General features: G+C 34.6%; 23 protein-coding genes, 1 tRNA gene and 2 pseudogenes. 14 read left to right on the top strand and 12 right to left on the bottom strand.

What is annotated here, in order from left to right; translation table 11 throughout:
- The first annotated feature begins 79 nt into the window (after positions 1-79).
- Positions 80-1,843, top strand: a complete 1,764-nt coding sequence (locus BUA03_RS00715; RefSeq protein WP_066083114.1) for a DUF885 domain-containing protein — start codon at positions 80-82, stop codon at positions 1,841-1,843.
- Positions 1,844-2,604: 761 nt separating this feature from the next.
- On the opposite strand, the gene BUA03_RS00720 is transcribed toward BUA03_RS00715, so the two are convergent.
- Complete coding sequence (locus BUA03_RS00720; protein WP_139255590.1) at positions 2,605-3,483, bottom strand: hypothetical protein; 879 nt, start codon at positions 3,481-3,483, stop codon at positions 2,605-2,607.
- A 345-nt stretch (positions 3,484-3,828) separates the two neighbouring features.
- Here BUA03_RS00720 and BUA03_RS00725 point away from each other — a divergent pair, with 345 nt between their 5' ends.
- The 4 genes and pseudogenes from BUA03_RS00725 to BUA03_RS17145 all read left to right on the top strand — a co-directional run.
- Positions 3,829-4,065 (top strand): hypothetical protein, encoded by a 237-nt coding sequence (locus tag BUA03_RS00725; protein ID WP_066083120.1) that lies wholly within the window; start codon positions 3,829-3,831, stop codon positions 4,063-4,065.
- An 82-nt stretch (positions 4,066-4,147) separates the two neighbouring features.
- Positions 4,148-5,833: a tetratricopeptide repeat-containing sensor histidine kinase gene (locus tag BUA03_RS00730; RefSeq protein ID WP_245792540.1), complete on the top strand. Its 1,686-nt coding sequence runs from the start codon at positions 4,148-4,150 to the stop codon at positions 5,831-5,833.
- A 212-nt stretch (positions 5,834-6,045) separates the two neighbouring features.
- Complete coding sequence (locus tag BUA03_RS17125; protein ID WP_317041079.1) at positions 6,046-6,243, top strand: hypothetical protein; 198 nt, start codon at positions 6,046-6,048, stop codon at positions 6,241-6,243.
- 835 nt (positions 6,244-7,078) lie between these two features.
- Positions 7,079-7,252, top strand: a pseudogene (locus BUA03_RS17145) (IS3 family transposase); the annotation flags it as partial.
- A 289-nt stretch (positions 7,253-7,541) separates the two neighbouring features.
- Here BUA03_RS17145 and BUA03_RS00745 read toward each other — a convergent pair.
- Positions 7,542-7,623, bottom strand: a tRNA-Leu gene (locus tag BUA03_RS00745).
- A gap of 157 nt (positions 7,624-7,780) precedes the next feature.
- Here BUA03_RS00745 and BUA03_RS00750 point away from each other — a divergent pair.
- From BUA03_RS00750 to BUA03_RS16815, 4 genes are all read left to right on the top strand, one after another.
- A complete protein-coding gene (locus BUA03_RS00750; protein ID WP_066083123.1) occupies positions 7,781-9,169 on the top strand; it encodes a dipeptidase in 1,389 nt (462 codons plus the stop codon).
- Positions 9,170-9,552: 383 nt separating this feature from the next.
- On the top strand, positions 9,553-9,927 hold the full coding sequence (locus BUA03_RS00755; protein ID WP_066083124.1) for a hypothetical protein: 375 nt from the start codon (positions 9,553-9,555) through the stop codon (positions 9,925-9,927).
- Between the two features lie 9 nt (positions 9,928-9,936).
- A complete protein-coding gene (locus BUA03_RS00760) occupies positions 9,937-10,311 on the top strand; it encodes a BlaI/MecI/CopY family transcriptional regulator (protein ID WP_066083126.1) in 375 nt (124 codons plus the stop codon).
- Positions 10,308-11,891, top strand: coding sequence for a M56 family metallopeptidase (locus BUA03_RS16815; RefSeq protein WP_066083128.1), 1,584 nt, complete (start codon positions 10,308-10,310; stop codon positions 11,889-11,891). Before BUA03_RS00760 ends, BUA03_RS16815 begins: the two co-directional genes overlap by 4 nt.
- 272 nt (positions 11,892-12,163) lie before the next feature.
- Here BUA03_RS16815 and BUA03_RS16575 read toward each other — a convergent pair whose 3' ends face one another.
- Positions 12,164-12,319, bottom strand: coding sequence for a hypothetical protein (locus tag BUA03_RS16575; protein ID WP_169807458.1), 156 nt, complete (start codon positions 12,317-12,319; stop codon positions 12,164-12,166).
- A 5-nt stretch (positions 12,320-12,324) separates the two neighbouring features.
- Positions 12,325-12,771: pseudogene (locus BUA03_RS00770) on the bottom strand (DUF6934 family protein).
- A gap of 170 nt (positions 12,772-12,941) precedes the next feature.
- On the opposite strand from BUA03_RS00770, the gene BUA03_RS00775 reads away from it, so the two are divergent.
- Positions 12,942-13,172, top strand: a complete 231-nt coding sequence (locus BUA03_RS00775; protein ID WP_066083130.1) for a transposase — start codon at positions 12,942-12,944, stop codon at positions 13,170-13,172.
- On the opposite strand, the gene BUA03_RS00780 is transcribed toward BUA03_RS00775, so the two are convergent.
- Positions 13,164-13,775 carry an FEKKY domain-containing protein gene (locus BUA03_RS00780; protein ID WP_139255591.1) on the bottom strand — a complete coding sequence of 204 codons (612 nt, stop codon included), beginning with the start codon at positions 13,773-13,775 and terminating at the stop codon, positions 13,164-13,166. The genes BUA03_RS00775 and BUA03_RS00780 overlap by 9 nt on opposite strands.
- Positions 13,776-14,130: 355 nt before the next feature.
- Entirely contained in the window at positions 14,131-15,504 is a 1,374-nt protein-coding gene (locus BUA03_RS00785; RefSeq protein ID WP_066083134.1) for a saccharopine dehydrogenase family protein, read from the bottom strand.
- Between the two features lie 188 nt (positions 15,505-15,692).
- Between BUA03_RS00785 and BUA03_RS00790 the strand changes: the two genes are divergently transcribed.
- The 3 genes from BUA03_RS00790 (at position 15,693) to BUA03_RS00800 (ending at position 19,045) form a co-directional block, all read left to right on the top strand.
- Positions 15,693-16,085, top strand: coding sequence for a DUF423 domain-containing protein (locus BUA03_RS00790; protein WP_066083136.1), 393 nt, complete (start codon positions 15,693-15,695; stop codon positions 16,083-16,085).
- A 74-nt stretch (positions 16,086-16,159) separates the two neighbouring features.
- Complete coding sequence (gene pckA, locus BUA03_RS00795; protein WP_066083138.1) at positions 16,160-17,761, top strand: phosphoenolpyruvate carboxykinase (ATP); 1,602 nt, start codon at positions 16,160-16,162, stop codon at positions 17,759-17,761.
- A 183-nt stretch (positions 17,762-17,944) separates the two neighbouring features.
- Positions 17,945-19,045: a DUF4407 domain-containing protein gene (locus tag BUA03_RS00800; RefSeq protein WP_066083140.1), complete on the top strand. Its 1,101-nt coding sequence runs from the start codon at positions 17,945-17,947 to the stop codon at positions 19,043-19,045.
- An 84-nt stretch (positions 19,046-19,129) separates the two neighbouring features.
- On the opposite strand, the gene BUA03_RS00805 is transcribed toward BUA03_RS00800, so the two are convergent.
- From BUA03_RS00805 to ruvC, 6 genes are all read right to left on the bottom strand, one after another.
- Positions 19,130-19,840 carry a PH domain-containing protein gene (locus BUA03_RS00805; RefSeq protein ID WP_066083142.1) on the bottom strand — a complete coding sequence of 237 codons (711 nt, stop codon included), beginning with the start codon at positions 19,838-19,840 and terminating at the stop codon, positions 19,130-19,132.
- Between the two features lie 67 nt (positions 19,841-19,907).
- Positions 19,908-20,279, bottom strand: coding sequence for an MmcQ/YjbR family DNA-binding protein (locus BUA03_RS00810; RefSeq protein ID WP_066083144.1), 372 nt, complete (start codon positions 20,277-20,279; stop codon positions 19,908-19,910).
- 10 nt (positions 20,280-20,289) lie between these two features.
- Positions 20,290-21,051 (bottom strand): cyclase family protein, encoded by a 762-nt coding sequence (locus BUA03_RS00815; protein ID WP_066083146.1) that lies wholly within the window; start codon positions 21,049-21,051, stop codon positions 20,290-20,292.
- Positions 21,052-21,092: 41 nt separating this feature from the next.
- On the bottom strand, positions 21,093-21,434 hold the full coding sequence (locus tag BUA03_RS00820) for a GxxExxY protein (protein WP_066083148.1): 342 nt from the start codon (positions 21,432-21,434) through the stop codon (positions 21,093-21,095).
- A gap of 77 nt (positions 21,435-21,511) precedes the next feature.
- Positions 21,512-22,648, bottom strand: coding sequence for a radical SAM family heme chaperone HemW (gene hemW / locus BUA03_RS00825; RefSeq protein ID WP_066083149.1), 1,137 nt, complete (start codon positions 22,646-22,648; stop codon positions 21,512-21,514).
- 80 nt (positions 22,649-22,728) lie between these two features.
- The gene (gene ruvC / locus BUA03_RS00830; RefSeq protein ID WP_066083194.1) at positions 22,729-23,283 is read right to left on the bottom strand and encodes a crossover junction endodeoxyribonuclease RuvC; all 555 of its coding nucleotides are present in this window, start codon (positions 23,281-23,283) and stop codon (positions 22,729-22,731) included.
- A 392-nt stretch (positions 23,284-23,675) separates the two neighbouring features.
- On the opposite strand from ruvC, the gene BUA03_RS00835 reads away from it, so the two are divergent.
- Positions 23,676-24,650 carry a lysylphosphatidylglycerol synthase domain-containing protein gene (locus BUA03_RS00835; RefSeq protein WP_066083150.1) on the top strand — a complete coding sequence of 325 codons (975 nt, stop codon included), beginning with the start codon at positions 23,676-23,678 and terminating at the stop codon, positions 24,648-24,650.
- The last annotated feature ends 7 nt before the right edge of the window (positions 24,651-24,657 follow it).

The following is a 24,657-nucleotide window of genomic DNA, read 5'->3' on the forward strand; positions in this document are numbered from 1 at the left end:
TCTTAAACCAATAAGGAATCTTGCACAAGAAATTAAAAAAAAAGAATAAATTAGCTAAATCTATAATCAAACATTCATTATGAGAAAAATAACCATTCTTTTAGTTACAATAACTACCGCTGTACTGCTGGTAAATTGTAAAACTGAAGACAAAAAACAAGACTTTAGTAGTGTGACGAAAAACTATTTTGACGATAAAAACGCGCTGAGTCCATTAGACGCAACACAAAGCGGTCAAAACGAATACAATAATCAGTTGCAACTTGAAATGACGGACGGTTTTAGAAAATCGCAAGAAGCTTTTTTTGACAAATACCAAACTGCTTTAAACACTATTGATAAAGAAAACTTATCCGAAGAAGAAAAAAACAGTTACGAAATCATCAAATGGGAGGTTGAAGTAGGAAAAGAACTATTGAAACAGCCTACAAATTTACTACCCGTTCATCAGTTTTGGGGAACTCACCTCACTATGGGACAATTTGCAGGAGGAACGGGCGCACAACCTTTTAAAACAGAAGAGGACTATACCAATTTCCTACAGCGAATGGAAAAATATTCTGTTTGGATTGATTCCGCTATGGTTTACATGAAAAAAGGAATCGAAAAAGGAGTGGTATTACCTAAGTCGTTGACGGTAAAATTAATTCCGCAATTTGCAGAAATGGCAACGCCAAATATTGAAGATAATTTATTTTACTCAGCAATAAAATTGATGCCGGCCTCATTCCCTGACAGTATCAAAGAAGACTTAACCGCTAAATACGCGGCAACCATCAACAACAAACTGATTCCTCAGTATAAAAAAATGGCTGATTTCTTGACCAAAGAATACCTTCCCGCCTCTAGAGCCACTAGTGGGATAGGGAGTTTGCCTTTTGGAAAGGAGTTATATGCTACTTATGTTAAACAGTGGACTACTACTGACAAGACTCCCGAAGCCATCCACGAATTAGGACTGAAAGAAGTCGCTCGATTAACTGCCGAGATGGAAAAAGTAAAAACACAAGTAGGTTTCAAAGGGACTTTGTTACAGTTTTTTGAAGAAGTTCGTAACAAAAAGGAACTAAAACCATTTACAAAACCAGAGGAGGTAATTGCCAATTTCCAAAGCATTTACACCCGAATTAAGCCGAATGTAGATAAATTATTTGCGCTACAACCTAAAACAAAATTTGAAATTAGACGAACAGAAGCCTTTAGAGAAAAAACAGCGAGCGCTGAATACAATCAGGGAACGGCAGACGGAACACGTCCGGGAATTTTTTATGTTCCAATTCCGGATGTAGCGAATTATAATATGTATGGCGACGAAGATTTGTTTTTACATGAAGCTATTCCAGGGCATCATTTCCAAATATCCTTGCAGCAAGAAAATGAAAGTCTTCCTGATTTTAGAAAGTTCAATTGGTTTGGTGCGTATGGCGAAGGCTGGGCATTGTATACCGAAAGTCTAGGAAAAGAATTGGGTTTGTATCAAGATCCGTATCAATATTTTGGGATGTTAGGTAATGAAATGCACCGCGCAGTACGATTAGTAGTTGATACAGGATTGCACTCTAAAGGTTGGACAAGAGAGCAAGCCATTAAATATTCATTAGCCAACGAAGCCGAAAGCGAAGCCAGTATCATTCCAGAAATAGAGCGCTACATGGCCATTCCAGGACAAGCATTGTCTTATAAAATAGGTCAATTAAAAATAATGGAATTGCGCAAAAAAGCAGAAGCCAAAATGGGTACCAAATTTGATATTAAAAAATTCCACGAAAAAGTGTTAGAGTCTGGAGTAATGCCTTTAGCATTATTAGAGACGAAAATAAATGCATGGATTGAGAATAAATAATTATTGAAAGTAGGTTTAAAAAAAGCTTCTCGATTGAGAAGCTTTTTTTTTGTGCGGATAATAAATCTTAATAATATCGTTCAGTTATCCAAAAAGATCAAGCCTCTTTCTCTACTACGCATTCCCACTCTTATTGGATATACTATTCTATTATCGTACCAATATGAAGCAAATTTTATTTTATCCTTCTAATTATCTGTAGTTTGAATGGTTAGGACATCCGGATTTGTGATTTTGTGCGGAACAATTAAGGCAGTTTGTGGCCCATTCTCTATTTCCTTGGTTCGTATTGTTAATGGCGTTTAATCTGCAGTAAGTGGATTTCCTTCTTCCATTATGGTCAGGACGATTTTATCTACACTTCCAAATGCAGGATTGAGCTTTTCTATTTGTACTTTTTTATTGAATTTGAGATCCTTTTACTATTGGAATTGGGGGCCATTAGAATTATACTTTTCAATAGTAATGTTTTAGATTTTTTCGAATGTATTCCAGTGCTTTTTTTCGATGTCATCGCTTGTTTTCATTCTTTTGGATACTATCCATTCATTCCCATCTCTTGTGTAAAAATACACTTTTTCCCATTTTTATAATAAGGAATTGAACTAACATGCGTGAATCCATAACTTTTTGGTATTGCAACTTTTAAATATGCCGCTACTTTGCTAAAGCTATAACAAAAAACAAATGGCAATTTCGTTCCATCGGTTAAAAGGCAAACGACCGTAGAGAGACCGTTTGACTGTTTCAGTAGTCAAGGTTTACTTCACGTACTTATCAATCATATATTGTGTAATGGGTTTTAACGTTTTCTCATTTTCAGGGTGGAAACCTGGACCATTAAAAAAATCAAGATGGTTTCCATTTTTACAATACCATAAAATGGGTTTATTATGCTTAAAAAAAGTTGTTGTATCCGATACCTCAATTTTTTTAAAATTTAGCATACTTTCATTTACAGGCAGTTTGGAGTACAAGTTCACAATACCGACTTCTTCAGTTTCACAAACAACCACTTCATAATGGTCTTTTTGCCATTGCATACACGTTTTTTTTGGTAAAAACCAATATGCGAAACCACCTAGGATTAAAATCAGAAGCATTGCGGGAATAATTTGCTGTGTCTGTAAAAATCGCATTCGTTTTTTCACCAAGAATGATGGTTGAATTATTCCATTATTCTCCATGTTGTCATTTATAGCCATTTTATCTTCTACGGTAACTTGGTGCACAACTGTGCTTTTAGGACTACCAATAAGACTAAACTCTTTTTTCAAAGATTCTGTTTTTGAAAATTTAAGGTAAGGTCTTGGATTAAAACTAACCAATATTGCCGCAATATTCACCGCTTCAATATCAGTTAAATCCGTTTCTCCTTTAAAAAAGGTTTCAATAGGCCTAAATCTATCTGTTTGATCTTTTAATTTGGTGGAGCAATTTGGCACAAAATCAAATTGAAAAAAAGCAGAAAAGTTTTTTAAATCATCAACATTTACATCATTTTTAAATAACTCGGCACACAATTTCCTCAATTTAGCGCGAGAAGGATTTAGCAAAAAACTGGAATGCCTTCCCATTTTTTCTATCTCGTACTTCAATTGAATAGCTGCTTTATAATCTTCTAAAGTATTTTTCACCATAAGCTTAAAGGAATTTTTAGGAATTTTCAGGAATCCTTCTTCATACTGGGAATCATAGGAATTCCGTATCAATTTTACTTCAGAAGCACCATTACTTTGCCTCAGAATTAGTTGTTGTTCTATTTCGCGATACGAACAAATGTACAAAACTACTTCTATAAAAGTGACGCTATACAGAACAGAATTTTTATTCCGGGAAGTATAATTAAACGGTTCTGTACCAGCTCACTTTACTTCCCGAAACAAAAACAAACTGTTCTCATTTTAATGGTTTAGCCAATACTAATTATTCGATTAAAGATATCGAACGGCCAAACCTATGTCCAATTTTTAACAATTACAATCATGAAAAAAATATTTTTTATAGCTGCTTTTGCAGTATCGGGCTTGGTTATAGTATCCTGTGATGCGGATGCTATTGATAGTACAACAGCTCAATCAAAGGAATTTGCAATTCAAAAAGAAAACCTAAAATCAATGGAAAATGACAGTATTTCTATTGTTAACACAAGCACGGTTAATGCGAGTAAAGGCCCTGGTGATGAAATAATTATTATAACACCTCCAAAAAATCCACAATAAAGAGCATTAATTTACAATTAAATACTAATTTCGGGGAAAGAAACTTTATATGTTGCGTTCCCCGTTTTTTATTTTACTGCTTTTGCTTTCAATTGTATCTTGTCAAAAGAGTGTAAATACAGTTATTGATACTTCTAAAAAACAAGAAAGCCTAAAATACACCCAAGCTAAGAGATTGTCGGAATTAGGTGATTCCTATAACAGGGATAGTAAATTAGATAGTGCTTTCTATTATTATAATAAGTCCAAAGAATTATTTGAAGCTGAGGGGAACAGTTCTTACATTGCCTATAATCTAATTGGAATGGCTCATATCCAACAAACCTATGGCGATTATTATAGCAGTGAAGAAACTTTAACCGAGGCTTTACCTTACATAAATAATGATTTACAATATCAGGTAGCCGCAAATAATTTATTCGGAATTGCAGCAAAAGAAGTAAAAAATTACGATGACGCCGTTCGCTATTATGCTACAATTTTAAAAACGGTTAACGATTCTGTAGCTAGAGTGGCATTATTCAATAATATCGCCACGGTTTATACGGAACAAAAAAAGTACAGAAAAGCCATTGCCCTTTTAGAGCCAATTTTAAAAACTGATATTTTAGATACACTACAGCATAAAAAAGCTAGAATTATTGACAATCTGGGATTTGCTTATTATAAAGACAATCATATTCAAAAGGGACTAGCATTAATGAACCAGGCTTTAGTAATCAGAACTAGCATTAATGATTCCTATGGAAGTATTGAAAGCTATTTGCATTTAGCTGATTTCTATCAAAATAGAGACTATCAAAAATCGAAGGAGAATGCATTGCAGGCTTATAAGGTAGCCACAAAGTATCAAAGTATCGATGAACGATTGGAGGCATTGGAATTCTTAATGTCTTACAATCTGGAAAAAGGGGTAAATAGTTATGCCGCATTGTTTGTAAATCTTAATGATAGCATTAAAACAGTACGAAACAATGCTAAAAATCAGTTTGCTAAAATTAAGTATGATTCCAGAGAAGCGACTTTGGAAAATATAAAATACAAGGGACAAAGAGCAGAAACCCTTTTGCAACTTGAAACGCAAAAAAACGAAAAGTATTTGCTCAGTTTTGGATTCGTTGTACTACTTGGAGGAATCGGTTTCCTTATCCACTATTTTAGAAATAAAAGTAAACGAGAGTTATTAGTAGCACGTTACAATACCGAAACTCGAATTTCTAAAAAACTTCATGATGAACTCGCTAATGATGTTTTTTATGCTATGACTTTTGCCGAAACGCAAGATTTGCAAAACCCTATAAAAAAAGAAACGCTGGTAGACAATCTTGATAAAATATATGTTAGAACACGAGATTTCTCTAAGGAGAATAGTACTATAGAAACGGGAGAAAGTTTTGAACACAACCTAAAACAGATGCTCAGCAACTATAAAAGTGACAGTGTCGAAGTCATTATAAAAAACGGAAATATAATAGATTGGTCAAAAATCGAAAACGAAAAAAAGATAGCATTGCAAAGAGTATTGCAAGAGCTCATGGTTAATATGAAAAAATACAGCCAAGCCAATTTTGTGATCATTGGGTTTGACAGCGATCAGAATAATGTGAAAATTGACTATTCCGATAATGGGGTGGGCTTCACGGAAAAACTAATTTTAAAAAATGGACTCCAAAATGCGGAAAACCGCATTCAGGCAGTAAAAGGAATACTTACATTTGATTCTCAAATCAATAAAGGTTTCAAAGCTAAAATTTTACTTCCAAAATAATACAACAAAAACATATTCACAAAAGTTTTAATTGCAGATGATATCGATTTTAATGATGTGGGTGAGGCTCAAACACTCAAGGAACTTGATGTTCCCGAAATTCAATATGCAAAATAGTGTGATGAAGCTTTGTTAAAAATAAAAAAGCACATATTGATGGCACTCCTTTTCAACTGCTTATTTCAGATTTATCTTTTAAAGAGGATCATCAGGTGAAGAAACTCAATTCAGGTGAAGAAATAATAGCTGCAGTAAAACAGCTGTTCCCTAACATTAAAATAATTGTGTTTTCGATTGAAAACCGAGCACACCGTATCAAAGTATTATTTGACGAGCTTAACATAAATGGTTATGTATTAAAAGGGAGAAACACCATATATCACCTCAAAAGAGCCATTCAAAAAACCTAAAAGAATGCGTCGGAAACTATTTCCCCGGAATTGTCATACCTGCTTCAAGACAAGACTACAAGTGAAATAGACCACTATGACGTGCAGTTGATTAAGCATCTCTCCATTGGACTATCACAAGAGAAGATAGAAACGGTATTGAAACAAGAGGGCACTACCCCCCAACAGTATAAGTTCTATTGAAAAGCGCATCAATAAGCTGAAAATTTATTTTAAGGCAAACAATACGGTACATCTTATCGCTATAGGTAAGGATTTAGGGATTATTTAATGAGCAAAACCGAGCTATTATCGGACTGGTTGTCATCATCAAATCCTTTTTATTATTTGCTAAGTTAGTATAAGATCCTCGCAAGAATGCTAGTTTTGCTTTTAAAGTACTATTTAGATCGAGCGTAGAACTAGTACTTACATTCTTATTTTACTGTTTAACAATTCTTCTATTTCAACAGCTGTAACGCAATATATTTGAAGTAGCTCCTTTTTTTTATAATCGTAGCTTTTGAGATTTCTCTTGCTTGCTATAGTTGATATTCTAGACCGTTAAAGTCAATTTATTCTGCGGCAAAACCACGGTTTTCTAATTGTAATATATGATACCCTAATTAATTTAAGGATGAACCAATACTTCTTAAAATGCGGTCTGCTTCAAAAAAAGTAGATTGACATTTGCATGAAGTTACTCCTATTTTAAAGGTACCATCCATTGTAATACATTCTATTTTTAAATCATACCAAGTTTGTAAATGTTCTTGATTCTTATAAAAAAATTCTCCGAAGTATCAACCTAAAAGGGAATTACTAGGATAACACGGTAGCGAAAAGCTTCTTTAAATCTTTAAAAACTGATTTTATTTATGGAAATAAACTCATTTCTAAAGAACAACTAAAACTAGAAATCTTTGAATATAATGAGATTTGGTGCAATAGAAAAAAAAGGCACTCAGCTGCGAACTGTGCAACTGTCGAAGAATTTAACTATCAAATTAATTATATAAATGGAGCTTAAATTAATGTGCCGTTTTTATTTGCCTATCCACTTTATATATACAAACAGTAAGAAGAACCTAAAAAACATACCCTTCCCATCCTATTCGTTTTCTTTGTCCCACCCCGTCCTTTGAAATCTAACTTTATTAGCCTGAAATCATAAAACCAAAGAGTTGTCCCTTCTAGATTAATTTAAGTTTAAATAGGTGTGCTAAGGCACAGGTTTAAGAAAGAGGGTTGTTTTTTGGTGGACATACAAAAAAAAAGACCTAAAAACTGATTGTCAGTTATTTAAGTCTTAGTGTTTGTGCGGATAATAGGACTCGAACCTACACGCCTTGCGGCACCAGATCCTAAGTCTGGCATGTCTACCAATTTCACCATATCCGCGCAATTAATTCACTTTGCTCTTATTAAAAAAGCGGTGTTCATTGAACTAGTGTTTGTGGGTGCAAAGATACACTTAACTTCCAATTTTCAAAACAATTTAGACAAAAAATATTCATACTCTTTTTTGTACTTTTGAAATATAAACAAAATTCAAATAATGGAAAATATTAAAGCATACGTTCAAGAACACAAAGATCGCTTTATCAATGAGTTAATCGAATTATTAAAAATCCCATCGGTAAGTGCCGACACCGCTTATTCGCATGATGTTTTTGAAACTGCTGATGCCGTAAAGGCCAGTTTAGAAAAAGCAGGCTGCGATTTTGTTGAAATTTGCGACACGCCAGGCTACCCAATCGTATATGGCGAGAAAATTATAGATCCTTCCTTGCCTACCGTTTTGGTATACGGGCATTATGATGTACAACCACCAGACCCTTTAGAACTTTGGACTTCGCCACCATTTGAACCCGTAATCAAAAAAACGGATATTCACCCGGAAGGCGCTATTTTTGCTCGTGGTGCTTGTGATGACAAAGGCCAAATGTACATGCACGTGAAAGCATTGGAGTATATGGTACAATCCAACACGCTACCTTGCAACGTAAAATTTATGATTGAAGGCGAAGAAGAAATTGGCTCCAAAAGTTTGAGTTGGTTTGTAGAACGCAACCAGGAAAAATTAAAAAATGATGTCATTTTAATTTCTGACACGGGAATGATCTCAAATCAGCAACCATCCATTACAACTGGATTACGAGGATTAAGTTATGTAGAAGTGGAAGTTACGGGTCCAAACCGCGACTTGCATTCTGGATTATATGGTGGTGCAGTTGCTAACCCGATAAACGTTTTGGCAAAAATGATTGCCTCGCTTCACGACGAAAACAACCACATTACCATTCCCGGTTTCTATGATAATGTCGAAGAATTGTCACTCGAAGAAAGAGCCGAAATGGCGAAAGCGCCTTTCAATCTTGAAAATTATAAAAAAGCAATCGACTTAAATGACGTATATGGCGAAAGCGGCTATGTCACTAACGAAAGAAACTCCATTCGTCCTACACTAGATGTAAATGGAATTTGGGGCGGATATACTGGAGAAGGTGCTAAAACCGTTATTGCGAGTAAGGCTTTCGCCAAAATCTCGATGCGACTAGTTCCAAATCAAGACTGGGAACACATCACGGAGCTTTTTACAAAACACTTCACTAGCATCGCTCCTGCCGGCGTAACGGTACTTGTAAAACCACATCATGGCGGGCAAGGATATGTAACCCCAATAGACAGCATTGGCTACAAAGCCGCCAACATGGCGTACACCGAAACCTTTGGCGTACCAGCCATTCCAGTGCGCTCCGGCGGAAGTATTCCTATTGTGGCGCTATTCGAAAAGGAGTTGAAAAGCAAAACAATTTTGATGGGATTTGGATTGGATAGCGATGCTATTCACTCTCCAAATGAGCACTTCGGAATATTCAATTACTTAAAAGGAATTGAAACTATTCCGTTGTTTTACAAATATTTTGTTGAATTATCTAAATAATTAGCATCGCTACCGTCAGTTCAAGTTTTTTTGTAAAGAGAAACGGAACAAAAAAGTATCGAGAACCTACCCCTACAATTTCCGTTCAGCAATGAGCGGATTTTTTTTTGGGCGTTCCCTTGTTGCAACAAAAACAACCACTATTCACGACCTTTCTAGCAACAAGGGCGGGCTTTCCGTTGCAATCTTTTTCTTTTTTAAAGAAAAAAGAAAAAGGATTTTCACTACTATCCCTAACGCAACTCACTGACAACCATACTATTTTTCAAAAAAGACTTGTTTATTTACATTTATACTCTACATTTGTAGAGTAATGTTTTATTCTGTAGAGTATGTTCAGTAACTATAAATTCAAAATACTTTTTCTTCTAATGTGTATAAGTATGCTTAGTTGCAAAATTAACCAAACGAAAAACGGTCTAAAAACAGGAAAATGGATCGAAGAAGAGGAATTTATGAAAATTAAATCAAGTGCAAATGGTCGTTACAATAAAGGGAAGAAAACTGGAACTTGGAAAGAATTCGTGAGTGATAAAATCACCACAAAAGAAAAGTACAAGAAAAACCGTTGCCACATCATTAAGTATCACAACACAGGGGAAATTCAACAAATAGGATATTCAAAAAAAGTGACAGTTGCTTCAAAAACAGAGTGGCTACCTACTGGCGAATGGAAATTCTATGATTCCGAGGGAATTTTACTTGGAACAAAAATTTACGAGAACGGCATACCGCTACAAGAATTTTATACCAACTAAAAGATAAAAATGCAACAACTTACAAACTCCGAAGAACAATTAATGCAACACCTTTGGAAACTAGAGAAAGCTTTCATGAAAGATTTATTGGAAGCGTTTCCGGAACCAAAACCGGCTACAACAACGGTTGCAACTTTGCTAAAAAGAATGATTGACAAACAATTTGTGGCTTACACTGAATTCGGAAACTCGCGAGAGTACTATCCCTTAGTTAAGAAAACCGATTATTTCTCAAAACACGTAAACGGACTGATCAGTAATTTTTTTAACAATTCGGCATCCCAATTTGCTTCTTTCTTTACCACCGAAACCAATTTGTCTCAAGTGGAACTGGAAGAACTCAAGAAAATAATAGACAGTGAAATTTTAAAAAAGAAAAAATGAGCGACTTTTTAATCAAATCAACCATTTCATTATTCGTATTATTGGCGGTGTATTATTTGTTTCTAGAAAAAGAAAAAATACACAGCTTCAATCGGTTTTACTTGCTTTTCAGCCTTGTTTTTTCGATGACGCTTCCCTTTATAACCATCGAAGTGATTCAGGAAATAACCTCGCGTCCAGTCAACCTAGGAAACATGCAATTGATGCAAGGAAGTGCTGTAGTGGCAGAAGAAACAAACTATACAGTTATAGGATTATGGAGTGTATATGCCGTGACAACGCTAATTCTGGCCCTCCGTTTTGCCTACAACATCATCAAGATTTCGGGCAAAATGAAGTCAAATTCTCCAATTACTTTTAAGAACGCCAAATTAATTCTAGTCCCTGAAAAAACACTACCGCACACGTTCCTAAATACTATTTTCATCAACGAAACTGAATACAAAAACCGCAAAATTGAAGCCGAACTCTATACGCATGAACTAACCCATGTACTCCAAAAACACACATTAGACATTCTATTTATCGAAATCTTAAAAACTGTTTTTTGGTTTAACCCGATCTTTATTTTTTATAAAAAAGCAATACAACTCAATCACGAATTTCTTGCTGACGAGAATGTAGTAAAATCTTATAATAACGTTCCGTTCTATCAATCTTTATTACTATCGAAAGCAAACGAGAACCACACTTTTTACTTGGCCAGTAATTTGAATTATTTTATAACTAAAAAACGATTACTCATGATGACAAAAACCACATCAAAAACGCTTTCACTTGTCAAGAAAATGACAATTATTCCTGTTCTATCGGTACTTTTATTTGCCTTTTGCATCAAAACGGTTGCCAAAGAAAAAAACAATCCTATCCTTGAACAGCAACCAATTTTAAATGAGAAGATTGCAACTGCCAAAAGTGTTTTACAACACATTGAAAAGTCGGTCAAGCAAAACGATACTGTAAAAAGAAAAAAACTAGCCGTCGTAAAAATTAAAAACGAAGAGTATACTAAAATTGGTAGTCTCTATTTTAATGATAAAGGTTCCATAGACATTTCCGGCAATCCTGCAAAAGAGGGATATATTTTTATCAACAATGAAGTTCATTTTTATGTAACAAAAGATAAAGAAAGAGAATACTACGATAGATCTGGATTAAGAGTAAACAGTAGTGGAGAAAAAATAAATAATAAATCCATAACTATTTTAGAAAAAGACTATCAGGCTGAAGCTTCAAAATTAACAGCCAGCGATGAATTTGGGGATATTTACAATACAGCTGGACTAACAGAAAAACCAGATTTTCCGGGAGGAATTATGGAATTTTACAAATTTGTCGGCAACAATTTTAAAACTCCAGAACAACCTAATTTAAAAGGAAAAATATACATCACGTTTATCATTGAAAAAGACGGCAGTATTAGCGACGTAAAAAACATTCGCGATATTGGCTACGGAACTGGTGATGAAGCCGTACGTGTTTTGAAATTATGTCCAAAATGGATACCAGGTAAAATGGACGGTGTTCCTGTTAGAGTGTTATACAGTTTACCAATAACGATACAATCTGGCAAGTCCTAATAAAACCAAAATCCGCTTCAAAAGAAGCGGATTTGGTTTTAAACTAACAATATGACTCTTTGAGATGGTATATGGTTTGTAACTATTTAATTTTAGGATTTGCAAAAAAAAGAGGCGTGATAACCTCCTAAAACTCCTTCTGATAATTTTACGATAACTCCATAGTGTTAGCGGACTCTTAACTGGTTCCAACCTGTCCGCCGTGGAGGATTCAACCGCGGCTTCATTGTTCGTGCTGCGCACGCAACGAAGCCTTTACTATTAGTGAAAGGTTATTTCGACGTTTCTACTGGAAGCTTAACTTTTTCAAGCATTTTATTAGCCAATTCAAGTTTTTCAGGAAACAATATTTTTCCTCTAAATTCTTCCAATTTCTTATTAATTTTCACTACAGGTATTTTTGCTTTATTTAAATCTTCAACTTTCATAATTTTTAATTTTTTCGTGTTATTAAAAAGCCTAAATAATCTTCTCCAACACTAAATGATTCAAATGATTCGTCAACTTTAAATCTATAAACATAAAAGTCATTTTTTAATTCTTCTAAATTATTTGTAATACCCATTCGGTATAATCTTGTTCTCGCTTCACTACTTCCTGTCGCAAAAATATGAGCGTCTGGATATCTTCCTGTAAAAGCGTAAACTGTAGAAACTACCGTTGCTAAAACTTTTGTTGCATCTCCATTATTAGTTATTACACCATCATTTATTTCTCTTGTTTTTAGATCTAAATCTCCAAAAGCTACATTGAAATAACCTTTAATATTCATTTCTTAATATTGTACTAATTTGAATATTTTACCTTTCGGTCCAATGCTTTCAAATTCAAAAATGTTTAATTCAGCTTCCGTTGAATATTCGTATCTTGGATATTTCATCAATTAATAAATGTTTCTATACAAAATGAATGGAATTCTTAGGTTAAAGGTCTTTTGTGCAGTTTTTTTAACTTTCTACGGACGTCAATCTGTGAAAAAACATCTGTTTTATTTGTATTAAATATAGTGCCTTATTTTTGATATAAAGAAGAATTATTGTACATTTAAAGATGCAACAGATCATACATATTTCGCGTGAACAATTGCAAATAAGTAGTTTAGAAGATAAAATTGCTTCCGACAATCCCGTACGTTTTATTGATGCATTTGTAGCCCACATATCCCTGAAAGCATTTGATTTTACGGCACAAACTATAAAATCCGAAGGATTTCCAAGTCTTGATACTAAACTGTTTCTTAAAATCTATTTGTACGGATACTTAAATGGACTGCTATTTTAGGGTTTCAATTTCTGTTTCCATTATATTTTCCCAATTTTTTCCGTTTCTTTTGTCTAAATATGGTTTTACAGTTTCTTTATATTTTTCTTGGGCTTGTATTTCTGTCAAATCTACTACACATCCAGTATTAACATATTTAACACCATATTTTTTTTGAATACTGTCAATTTTATTTTCATTTTCTTTTGTAAACAGTGGAAGTTTTAGTCCTCCCGCAAATTTATAAGTTACATTATCCTCTTTAATATCTTTCTTTGCTATTTCTATTAATTCATTTTCTCTTTTCGTTAATTCAGTTTTTGTATTCAAATAAAATTTTGTGAACTGAAAAACTAAAAACAATACTATTAGAGAATTAATAAAAAATAAAACTCTACTAATTTTAATTTTATAATTTAAATGTTTGATTTTTTTCAAACTTATTACAGCAGATAATATTGGAGACACTATGAAAATCATTACTAGAATTTCCCATTCAAAATTTTTAGTATTCCACCAATATTGAAATTTCATTTCAATAGGAGAGAAGTAATCACCAAAGATAAAAACAAGAATTATTAGTACTATTATTGTTGTATTTAAATATATGAATTTTTTATCCATCCGATTTTTTTTGGAGATTTCCGCCAACATTAATATACTCGCTGCGACGTAGCGTGTATACACACAAATTTAGGTAGATAAGCGCTACTGCTGGTCTCTTTTTATATTTTCAAATATATTAAAATTTTCTTACAATTTAGCAGAAAAAACATCTTACTTATCGCGGGTTGCGTGAGGGATAGCAGCGAAAATCCTTTGTGTTTTTTCTTTAAAAACACAAAGATTGCAGCGCATAGCCCGACCCGAAGTTTTTACGGAGGGACACGCCCAAAAGCATTCAAAAACAAAAGCGTCCTTAAAAACAAAATCCGCTCTGAAAACAGGAGCGGATTTGGCAAACTAAAATCTAAAAAAACTAATAACTAAACTCTTTATCGGGATTGTACCCTAAATACGGCATGGCGATTTCCTTGAAAACTACGCCATACTCCTCTAATTCTTTTAAAATAGGCTCGTACACTTCCTTACGAATCGGCAACTGCACTCCTGGGGTGGTAATTTTACCGTTCAAGATCAATAATGTTGCCATTGCAACGGGCAGTCCTACTGTTTTTGCCATAGCGGTATACGTTTGGTCATCACCAATGCAAACCATTTTGGAATCTATTTGTTCTTTTTTGCCTTTACGTTCATACCCAAATTTGTGGTACATGACGATCATATCTTTGTCATCTTCTTGCAGGGTCCAACTGTCTGTTAATATTTTTTCTAAAATTTGTGCGGGTGTTGCCTGCTTTAAACCTACAATTTTATTGCGATTGAATAAATCTAATTCTAATAACTTGTCCCACATGATGTCATCTTGGTCGATTTTTAGAATCAAACGGGTCTTGATTTCAACTGAATCTGTGGGGTGATAGGGCAAAAACGAATTCACAAACTCACGGTAACTCATGGTTTCAGAATTTTCCATGACGTAACTATCATCGGTCATCCCTAATTGAACAAACATGGTCCATGCTTTAGAAAATCCCACTCTTCTAATCGTTCCTCTATATAAAGTAAGCACATTGTCTAGACCATATACGCTGCGGTATTTTAACGAATCCCGATTCGAATATGCTTCAAAACGGCCATATCCTTCCACTTGTAAAAACTCAGTCCTGCGGAATAAATTGCAATACGGAATGTATTTATAAGTCCCTTCCTGAATAAACTTGGCAGCACCACCCTGACCAGCGAGCACTACATTTCGCGGCGCCCAAGTAAATTTATAATTCCAAAGATTGGTGTCTGATTCAGGAGCAACCAATCCACCACAAAAGGATTCAAAAAGGAGCATTTCTCCGCCTTTTTCTTTTATGGCATCAATTACTTTCATTGCACTCATGTGGTCAATGCCCGGATCTAGTCCAATTTCGTTCATGAAAATCAGATTATTTTCTGTAGCAGCTGCATCTAATTCCTGCATGGCCACGCTCACGTAAGAAGCAGTAACCAAATGTTTTTTGTAAATAATACAATCTTTAGCCACTTCAATATGCAAATGAGCGGGCAACATCGATATCACAATAGTGGCATTCTGAATCGCTGCTTTTCTTTGATTTTCATCAAAAATATCCAAAGCAATTGCCGTCGCATTCGTGTGATTGTTTGTTTTTTTTTGGGCTAATGCCAATGACAAATCACCAATAACAAGATGTAAGTTTTCTTTTTCAGATTTACTTAAAAGATACTGAATTAAAGAGGATGCTGATCTTCCTGCCCCAATGATTAAAATTGTTCTCATTTTTATACATTTATAACACAAACATACAAAAATGTTGTATTTATAACAAAATAACTGCAGCTAATTTAGAAATTAAAAAATAGGAAAGGGGTACTTTCGCGTTTCTACCGCTCAAATTGAAAGTATCTGTCCAATTACTTTTAAATTGAAGTGGTATGAAATACTTTTGCACTAAAATCACCAACTTCATGGACAAAAAGATACTTTCAACAGGAACAATTTTAGGAATAATTGCTATAATTCTGGGTGCTTTTGGCGCACATGCTCTAAAAAAAGTACTGACTATTGAACAATTAGCCACTTTTGAAACCGGCGTACGCTATCAGATGTACCACGCCATCTTTTTATTATTTCTTGGTCTAACGCAAGACCTCTCCCTAAAAACTAAAAAAGCAATCTACTTATTGATCGTTTTTGGTGTTCTATTATTCTCTGGCTCTATTTATTTATTAGCCACAAATGACCTGTCCGCTTTTGATTTTAAAATTATTGGATTCTTAACTCCCATTGGCGGACTGCTGCTAATTGTGGCTTGGGGCATTTTGTTACTACGTATCTTAAATAAAAAATCACAAAACTAGCAGAATCAAACGCTAACTGAAATATAATTTCTACTTTTGCAATCTATAAAAAGAAACCACACAACAATAGATTTATGGACAATAACACACTTTTCTCGCAATCGATTTCGTTAAAAGAATTAGGAATTGAAAATGCAAAAATTCATTACCAGTTATCCCCTGAAGAATTACACGACATTACAATACAATCAGGTCAAGGAATAGAGGTTTCATCAGAATCATTAGCGGTAAATACTGGCGAATACACGGGACGCTCTCCAAAGGATCGTTTTATCGTAAAAGACAGTATTACTGAAGATAAAGTTTGGTGGGGAAATGTAAATATTCCTTTTGCTCCAGAGGATTTTGATGCTTTGTATAACAAAGTGACCGCTTACTTATCGAATAAAGAGGTTTTCGTTAGAGATTCTTATGCATGTGCAGATCCCAATTACAGATTAAATATTAGAGCTGTTACAGAAAACGCATGGTCTAATTTATTTTGCTACAACATGTTTTTAAGACCTGAAGTAGAAGAATTAGCCACTTTCACTCCAGAATGGACTTTAGTATCTGCACCAGGTTTCTTCGCAGACCCTGAATTAGACGGAACACGTCAAAGCAATTTTGCGATTTTAAATTTTACTAGAAAAATAGTTCTTATTGGCGGCACTGGATATACTGGAGAAATGAAAAAAGGAATTTTTTCTGCTTTGAACTTTATAATGCCAGTTTTTAAAAATACAATGCCAATGCATTGCAGCGCAAACGTAGGGGAAAATGACGATGCAGCCATTTTCTTTGGTTTATCAGGAACTGGAAAAACCACTTTATCTGCAGATCCTAACCGTAAACTAATAGGAGATGATGAACACGGATGGACAAATGAAAATACTATCTTTAATTTTGAGGGAGGATGTTATGCTAAAGTGATCAATCTTACGGAAGAAAATGAACCGGATATTTTCAGAGCAATAAAAAAAGGATCGCTTTTAGAAAACGTCATTGTCAATCCAGACACCAAAGAAGTTGATTTTGAAGATGTCTCTATAACAGAAAACACTAGAGTAAGTTATCCAATATTCCATATAGACAACATCCAGCCAGGATCTATTGGAAAAAATCCAAAAAATATCTTTTTCCTAACAGCCGATTCTTTTGGTATTTTGCCCCCAATTTCTAAACTAACTCCTGGACAGGCTGCTTATCACTTTATTTCTGGATATACCGCTAAAGTAGCAGGAACCGAAGCAGGAATTACAGAACCACAACCTAATTTCTCTGCCTGTTTTGGTGCTCCTTTTATGCCTTTGCATCCAACAAAATATGCTGAGATGTTGAGTAAAAAAATCAAAGATGCTAACGTAAAAGTTTGGCTAGTCAATACCGGATGGACTGGCGGTCCTTACGGAATAGGAAGTAGAATGAAATTAAAGTACACGCGTGCTATGATTACAGCTGCTCTCAATGGAGAATTAGACGAAGTGGGGTATGAGAATCATGAAGTTTTTGGAATAGCAAAACCACAAACCTGTCCCAACGTACCTAGTGAAATATTAAATCCTAGAAATACTTGGGAAGATCCTGAGTTGTACGATAAAAAAGCCATTGAATTAGCTCAAAAATTTAAAGCAAACTTCGCCAAATTTGAAGAATTTGCAAATGACGAAATTATGGCGGGAGCTCCAAAAGCCTAAGCCACTACTACTCTAAAAACTATAGGGCCGTTCGTAAAGAGCGGCTCTTTTTTTGTATATAAAAAACAGTAATCAAAAACAAATCAACTATTTATACCAAGATTCATTTTTTGGCGTTAAATTTGAATCAATCAATCACCCGAGCTAGAATAGCGAACTGGCGAAGCAATCCAAAAATCAATCATGTTAAAACAATTTTTCATCCTTTGTTCTGGAGCAGACAAGGACCTTCTTGCAGGATGTTCCGAAGGCGAACAAACTAAATATGTGGGTATTGGCGCCACCGTTTTCTTTACCGCCGTAATGGCTTTTATTGCCAGTTCTTATGCGCTGTTCACGGTATTTGATAATGTGTATCCCGCACTACTCTTTGGACTAGTCTGGAGTTTACTTATTTTTAATTTAGATCGTTTTATTGTTTCTACCATCCGAAAAAGAGACCGCTTTGGGAGTGAATTTCTACAAGCAACACCTCGAATTATTTTGGCAGTAATTATCGCTATAGTAATTTCAAAACCATTGGAAATTAAAATCTTCGAGAAAGAGATAAATACCGTTTTACTAAAGGAGAAAAACGCCATGGCTTTGAACAACAAAAAGGAGGTAGCTACTTATTTTAAATCGGATTTGGATAAAAATAAAACTGAAATCGATACTTTGAGATCAGAGATCATGCAGAAAGAGAAAGAGGTAAATGCGCTATACGAAACTTATATTACCGAAGCAGAAGGAACAGCTGGCACCAAAAAGTTAGGTAAAGGCCCCGTTTTTAAGGAAAAAATAGCCAAACATAATTTGGCTTCCGCCCAATTGGATTCTATCAAAAAAGCCAACCTAGCTAAAATTATCACAATTGAAAAAAATTCACAAACACTTCAAACCGATTTAGACAAGAAAGTTACCGCAAGCCAACCTATAATAGATAGTTTTGATGGTTTGATGGCTCGAATCAACGCACTAGATAAGTTACCTTGGCTCCCTTCCTTTTTTATCATGCTTTTATTTCTAGCCATTGAGACGTCTCCAATTATCGCTAAATTGTTGTCCCCAAAAGGCGAATATGATTTTAAATTAGAAGATTTAGAAACCGCGCTAAAGGCAACTTTAGAGCAAGACAAATACCTACGTGGTTTATTGGTAAGCACAAGTGCTACTATGCACGACAAAGTTTATCAAGACATTACGCAGGATAAAAATTTGTATGACTTACAACGAAAAAACGCGGCTAATTTACTAGAGCTACAATCGAATAATTTTGTAGAAAAACAGAAAAGAACACTTTAGTATGGTAGTTTTAAAGTCAAAATTCTTAAAATAAGTACAAAATTTGCGTTCCTAAGACTTTTGACTCTAAGACTTTCGAATAAGTTACATATAACTCAAAATTTCTTTTTTGAAAGCATCGTATTCTCCCTGCAAAATCAAACCATTATCTAGTAATTTTTTATAATTCTGTAATTTTTCAAAAAGTGCATCCTGCGACAAATTCTGTAAACCATTTTCTTTTTGAAGGTCAGTAGGAGCATGTAACTCTTCGGATTTCAAATTAAAAGGCGGAGGTGTAATGGTCATTATTTCAGCAAAGCTAATTACTTCTTCCGTCTCCATTTCTTCAATAATTTCCTCTTCTTGTACTGCAACCACTGGAACTTCATCAAATGTTGATGCATTAAAAACAGCACCACTTTTTAATAGGTCCAATTGTTCTTTAGCATAAGTAAATATCTTTCTCGCTTGAATTTTTGGAATATAATCAATCGAAACCTCCATATTAGTTCGCGTTGTAAAAGAAAACTCGGAACCCAAAATATTTTCTTTTACAAAAGTTCCTTCTATCTCATCCCAAGTATAGTCAATAAAATTCATCGACAAACCTAGATTTTTGGGCTGACAAATGATAATTCTTTTATTAGTCATCACGATACTATCCGGTAAAACAGTAATCGCTGGTTTTTTTTGAACAGCTATATATCCTATTTCCTCATTCTTCATCAGTAAATCACTCAGTTTTGAGGCTATTTTTTCAATGGCTTTTGGATCTTGTTCTTCGTTTAAAAACTTCTTAAATTGTTCTTTCATTTTTATGCTGAATTTATTTCAGTACCTGTTTATTTTTTATATCGAAATTCCACATCAAAAGTAATACCTAATTTTCTAATTCTAAAATTTCGTTTTGCAATTTCTTTGTTAAACTTTTGAAAACCAAATCATAGGAGTGGTTGATCAACTCTTTGACCAACGCATCCGAAACTGACTTATTTATAGCTATTGTGTTCCAATGGGTTTTATTGGCATGAAAACCCGGTTGAATTGAATCATATTCCGCCCGCAATTCCTGAGCGCGTTCTGGGTCACATTTTAAATTCACGGAGGGTTCGCCTTTTTCCCACTGGCTTAAAGAGGTCAATGCAAACAGCTTACCGCCCACTTTAAAAACTAAAGTATCTTCATCAAAAGGAAAATGTTCTGTGACTCCTTTTTTCGCAAGACAATATTCGTAATAGCTTTCTAAATTCATACGGTCCAGATTAGTTATTGCGTATAGAGTACAAAATGGGTTTGCTTGGACTTGCATCATTTTCGAAAGAAGCAATTTGCAGGTTCAGTAAATAACTCCCGTCCGGGATAGCATCTGGGACGTAAATCATTTCGGTAATCGTCGCCTCTACTCGGGCATCCGAGTTTAAAGTATGCACGTCAGTCACATTCCAAAAAGCTTTGTGTGCCAAAAGTTTTCCTTCATCCTTTTCCTTATCTACACTTGGCAAATCAATCAGCAAGTGTTGGATCCCGCTTTCTCGAAGATATAACGCAGCACCTTCAGTCATAAAAGGAGGGTCCGTATGAGAATATTTTCTAGACAATTTACTTGTGTCATTTGGCAACGTCCTAATAACAATTGCTTCAGGTGATTTCCCTTCTAAGGCACTAAAAAGCGCTTCTTTAGTAACAATAAAATCTCCTTGATGGTCCTCCAGTTCTATCGAAACCAATTCAGCAGTAAAAAAAAATTGTTTTAAAGATTGATTGACACTGTAAAAATCACGGGTGATGTGACCAAGGCATTCCGTGTGTGTTCCATGTCCATGTGGATTAAAAAGTATCGAATTGAAATTAGTAGATGACATTCCCGAGGACACCTTGCCAATCCATTCTCCAAAACGAACGGGTTCAATTTCTGGCTTATCGATATACCAAGCAATAGGGTTTGCATCTGTGTTAGATAACGGAATCGAAATATCAATGGGTTTTGATAAATCTACTTGATAATTATTTATAGTTGCTATCATAGTTATTAACCGCTAAGGGCGCGATGATTTAGTTCAAATTTTTAGTAATTCTTTTTTACTCCATTTTTTATTAAAACAACATTGCAGTTGATTAGTAAACCTAATTTACAATTAGTCAACTTCAAATACGTCACTAATGGAACAACAGGATTATCGTTTAATGCTTCTACTGAATTTATTTCCAAAATAAATATTTTCTCAACAATACTAGCAGTTCTGTGTCCAACATCTAAATTAACCTCTTCATAAACCAAGAGCAGGGACTTTGGGTTTTCAATATCTACACTAGATTTTTTCAGTCTATTGGAAGAGCATGCTTCGTAGGCACTGGCGCACAGTATAAGATTAATTGCTTTTTTAAATTTTAAAGCGCAATCAAACACAAGTCTGCTGCTTCATTTTTAATGCTAAAGGCAACTTTTTGAACCTTGCACAAATCTTTGCGTATTGTACGGTTAAGTTAATATTCCAAATTTAAGTAAAACAAATCACTCGCTATCCCATCTGTCAGAAATTTTCCTTTTTTTGTTGGTTTCAAAACATTATTCTCGATAGAAACCAACCCATCATTTCGGAATTTCTGAGTTTGTTTCATCAAATAATCCAAATAGGTTTGTCCAAATTCAGCCTGAATTCGATCCAATGAAACACCCCAAATAGTTCGCAATCCGGTCATAATATATTCATTATAACGATCCGCTTCTGATAAAGTTTCCGTTTCGTTTGGTAATTTTACTTCCTGTATTGCTCTTAAATATAGCGAATTATTTGCAATATTCCAGCTTCTAGCAACACCGTCATAACTGTGCGCCGAAGGACCAATACCCATGTATTTTTTTCCCAACCAATAAGCCGAATTGTTTTTTGAGAAATAATTCTCTTTTCCGAAGTTTGATAATTCATAGTGAATAAACCCTTTCGATTCAAGCATCTCAACCAATATCATAAAATGTTCCTGAGCCACTTCGTCTTTTGGCGCTTCCATTTTTCCGGTTTGAATCATTTTATTCATTGCTGTTTTGGGTTCGACCGTCAAAGCATAACTCGAAATGTGTGGCACCCCAAAAGAAAGTGCCTTTTCAATATTCATCTTCCATTTTTCATTGCTCATCCCCGGAACGCCATAGATCAAATCAAGAGAAATATTATCAAAATACTTGGTGGCTACTTCTAAACATTTTTGGGCTTCCGGCGAATTATGCGCCCGATTCATCAACTGTAAATCGTCCTCAAAAAAAGACTGGATTCCGATACTCAAACGGTTGATTTTACTGTTCGACAGTTCCATAATCCGCTCATGAGATAAATCATCTGGATTGGCTTCCAGCGTGATTTCAGGATCTTCTATCACCGCATAATTTTCATAAACTTCGGCAATTAAAAAATCAATTTCGGTTGAAGTCAATACCGAAGGCGTTCCTCCGCCAAAATAAATAGTCGCTATTTTATCGTTTTCAAATTCACTCTTGCGCATTTGGATTTCTTTGGCCAAAGCCAAAACCATATCCTCTTTCTTATTCATAGAAGTCGAGAAATGAAAGTCACAATAATGACAGGCTTGCTTGCAAAAAGGGATATGTATGTAGATTCCGGACATTTTTAAATTAGATAATTTGGAAATTAGAAGAGGAGACAATTTATACAATTATGCGATGGACACCTTTTCTAACTATCACATTACTTTTTCACTCTCTCTTCATTTTGTTTGACAAAAGCATCCCAACCGGTATAGCTTTTCGTTCCAAGCACTTTTCCAGAATTGAAAAAGTGACAAACAGCCGCTGCCAAACCATCAGTACTATCAAGATTTTTGGGTAATTCCTTCAGCCCTAAAAGTTGTTGTAGCATCTTAGCGACTTGTTCCTTGCTGGCGTTTCCGTTTCCGGTAATGGCCATTTTTATTTTCTTAGGCTCGTACTCGGTAATGGGAATATCTCTCGAAAGTCCCGCTGCCATTGCTACACCTTGAGCGCGTCCCAACTTCAACATCGATTGTACATTCTTTCCAAAAAAAGGAGCTTCAATTGCAATTTCATCTGGATTGTGCGTATCAATTAACTCGATTGTGCGTTCGAAAATAATTTTCAGCTTTTGGTAATGATTGTCGTATTTGGACAATTGCAATTCATTCAGCTGCAAAAACTCCATTTTTTTATTGACAATTTTTATCAATCCAAAACCCATAATAGTTGTTCCTGGGTCAATTCCTAATATGATGTGTTCGTTTGCCATTTTTATTTTAGTGCGTTTTTTTGCCATGAAGGCGCAAATACACAAAGTTTTTTTGTTAAGCTTAGGGTGCAAATTAATTTAAAATCTTAGCAAGCCTTTGCAAAATATTTCTTTTCAGTACACTGAGACTCGCTCAGAAGACGCAGAGATATGCAAAACTACTTTAAAATCTTGGCACAGCTTTGCTTTCGTCTTGTAAATCTTTGCGAAATACTATTTTTAACACACCGAATCTGGTGAAATAAACTTAAAAATTGGTGAAACTAATTCAAATTCTTTGCACAACCTTTCCTTCTATTTGTGACCCTTTACGAAGTGATTTTTCATTTTACCACTACGCGTAAACCTTTGCGAAATAGCATTTTCACAATAGTTTTCCTTTCTTTGCCTTAATGATATCAATTGCACACAAAACTAAGCAATTCCTCGTACTTCTAATCAAACTTTTGATTGTAAGCTTCGCCTTTTATTTTATTTACAACCAGTTGGCAAGTAATGACAAGCTTGATTGGGCGCAGTTTTTGGTTCTGTTCAAAAAAAATCACTCGGTAATTGGAATTAGTTTTATTCTATTATTAAGTGTACTCAATAGGTATTTTGAAATTTTAAAATGGCAAAACTTAGTTTCTAATCTCAAATCTATCACCATAGGCGAAGCTACAAAACAAGTTCTAGCCGCGCTAACAGCAGGGATTTTTACTCCAAATGGAATAGGCGAATATGCTGGAAAAGCACTGTTTTTTGATAAATCAGAAACTAGAAAAGTTATTTTCCTAAACTTAATTTGCAACGAAATCCAAATGATTTTAACCGTAATCATCGGGATAGTTGGTTTGTTGTACTTTAACACGCAATATCATGTAATTACGACGAGAACAGTTGCAATTCTTTTTGCAATTCTGACGCTTGTCTTCATTGTTTTATTTTCGGTTAAAAAAATAAAAATCAAAGGCTATTCTATTGAAAAACTGATTCAAAAAATCAATGAAATTCCAAAACACATCCACCAAAAAAATATCTTTCTAGGCGTTTGTCGCTATTTGGTTTTTTCACATCAATACTATTTTTTGTTCCTCGCTTTTGATGTAGATTTACCCTATCTAATATTAATGTCGGCAGTAACTAGCGTTTATTTTCTAGCATCCTCCCTACCATCTTTTCAATTTTTAGACTTTGCTGTAAAAGGAAGTGTAGCAGTTTATTTCTTTGGAATCCTTGAAGTAAATGAATGGATTGTTATTTTCATTTCTACGTTGATGTGGTTTTTGAATGTAGTTTTACCTGTTATAATTGGCAGCTACTATGTACTAAATTTTAAAATTCTCACCCTATCCGTCTTCGATGCAGAGAGAGAAGCAATTTTATAAAGTAATT

The organism is Flavobacterium fryxellicola, from assembly GCF_900143245.1.
Classification (GTDB): Bacteria; Bacteroidota; Bacteroidia; order Flavobacteriales; family Flavobacteriaceae; genus Flavobacterium; species Flavobacterium fryxellicola.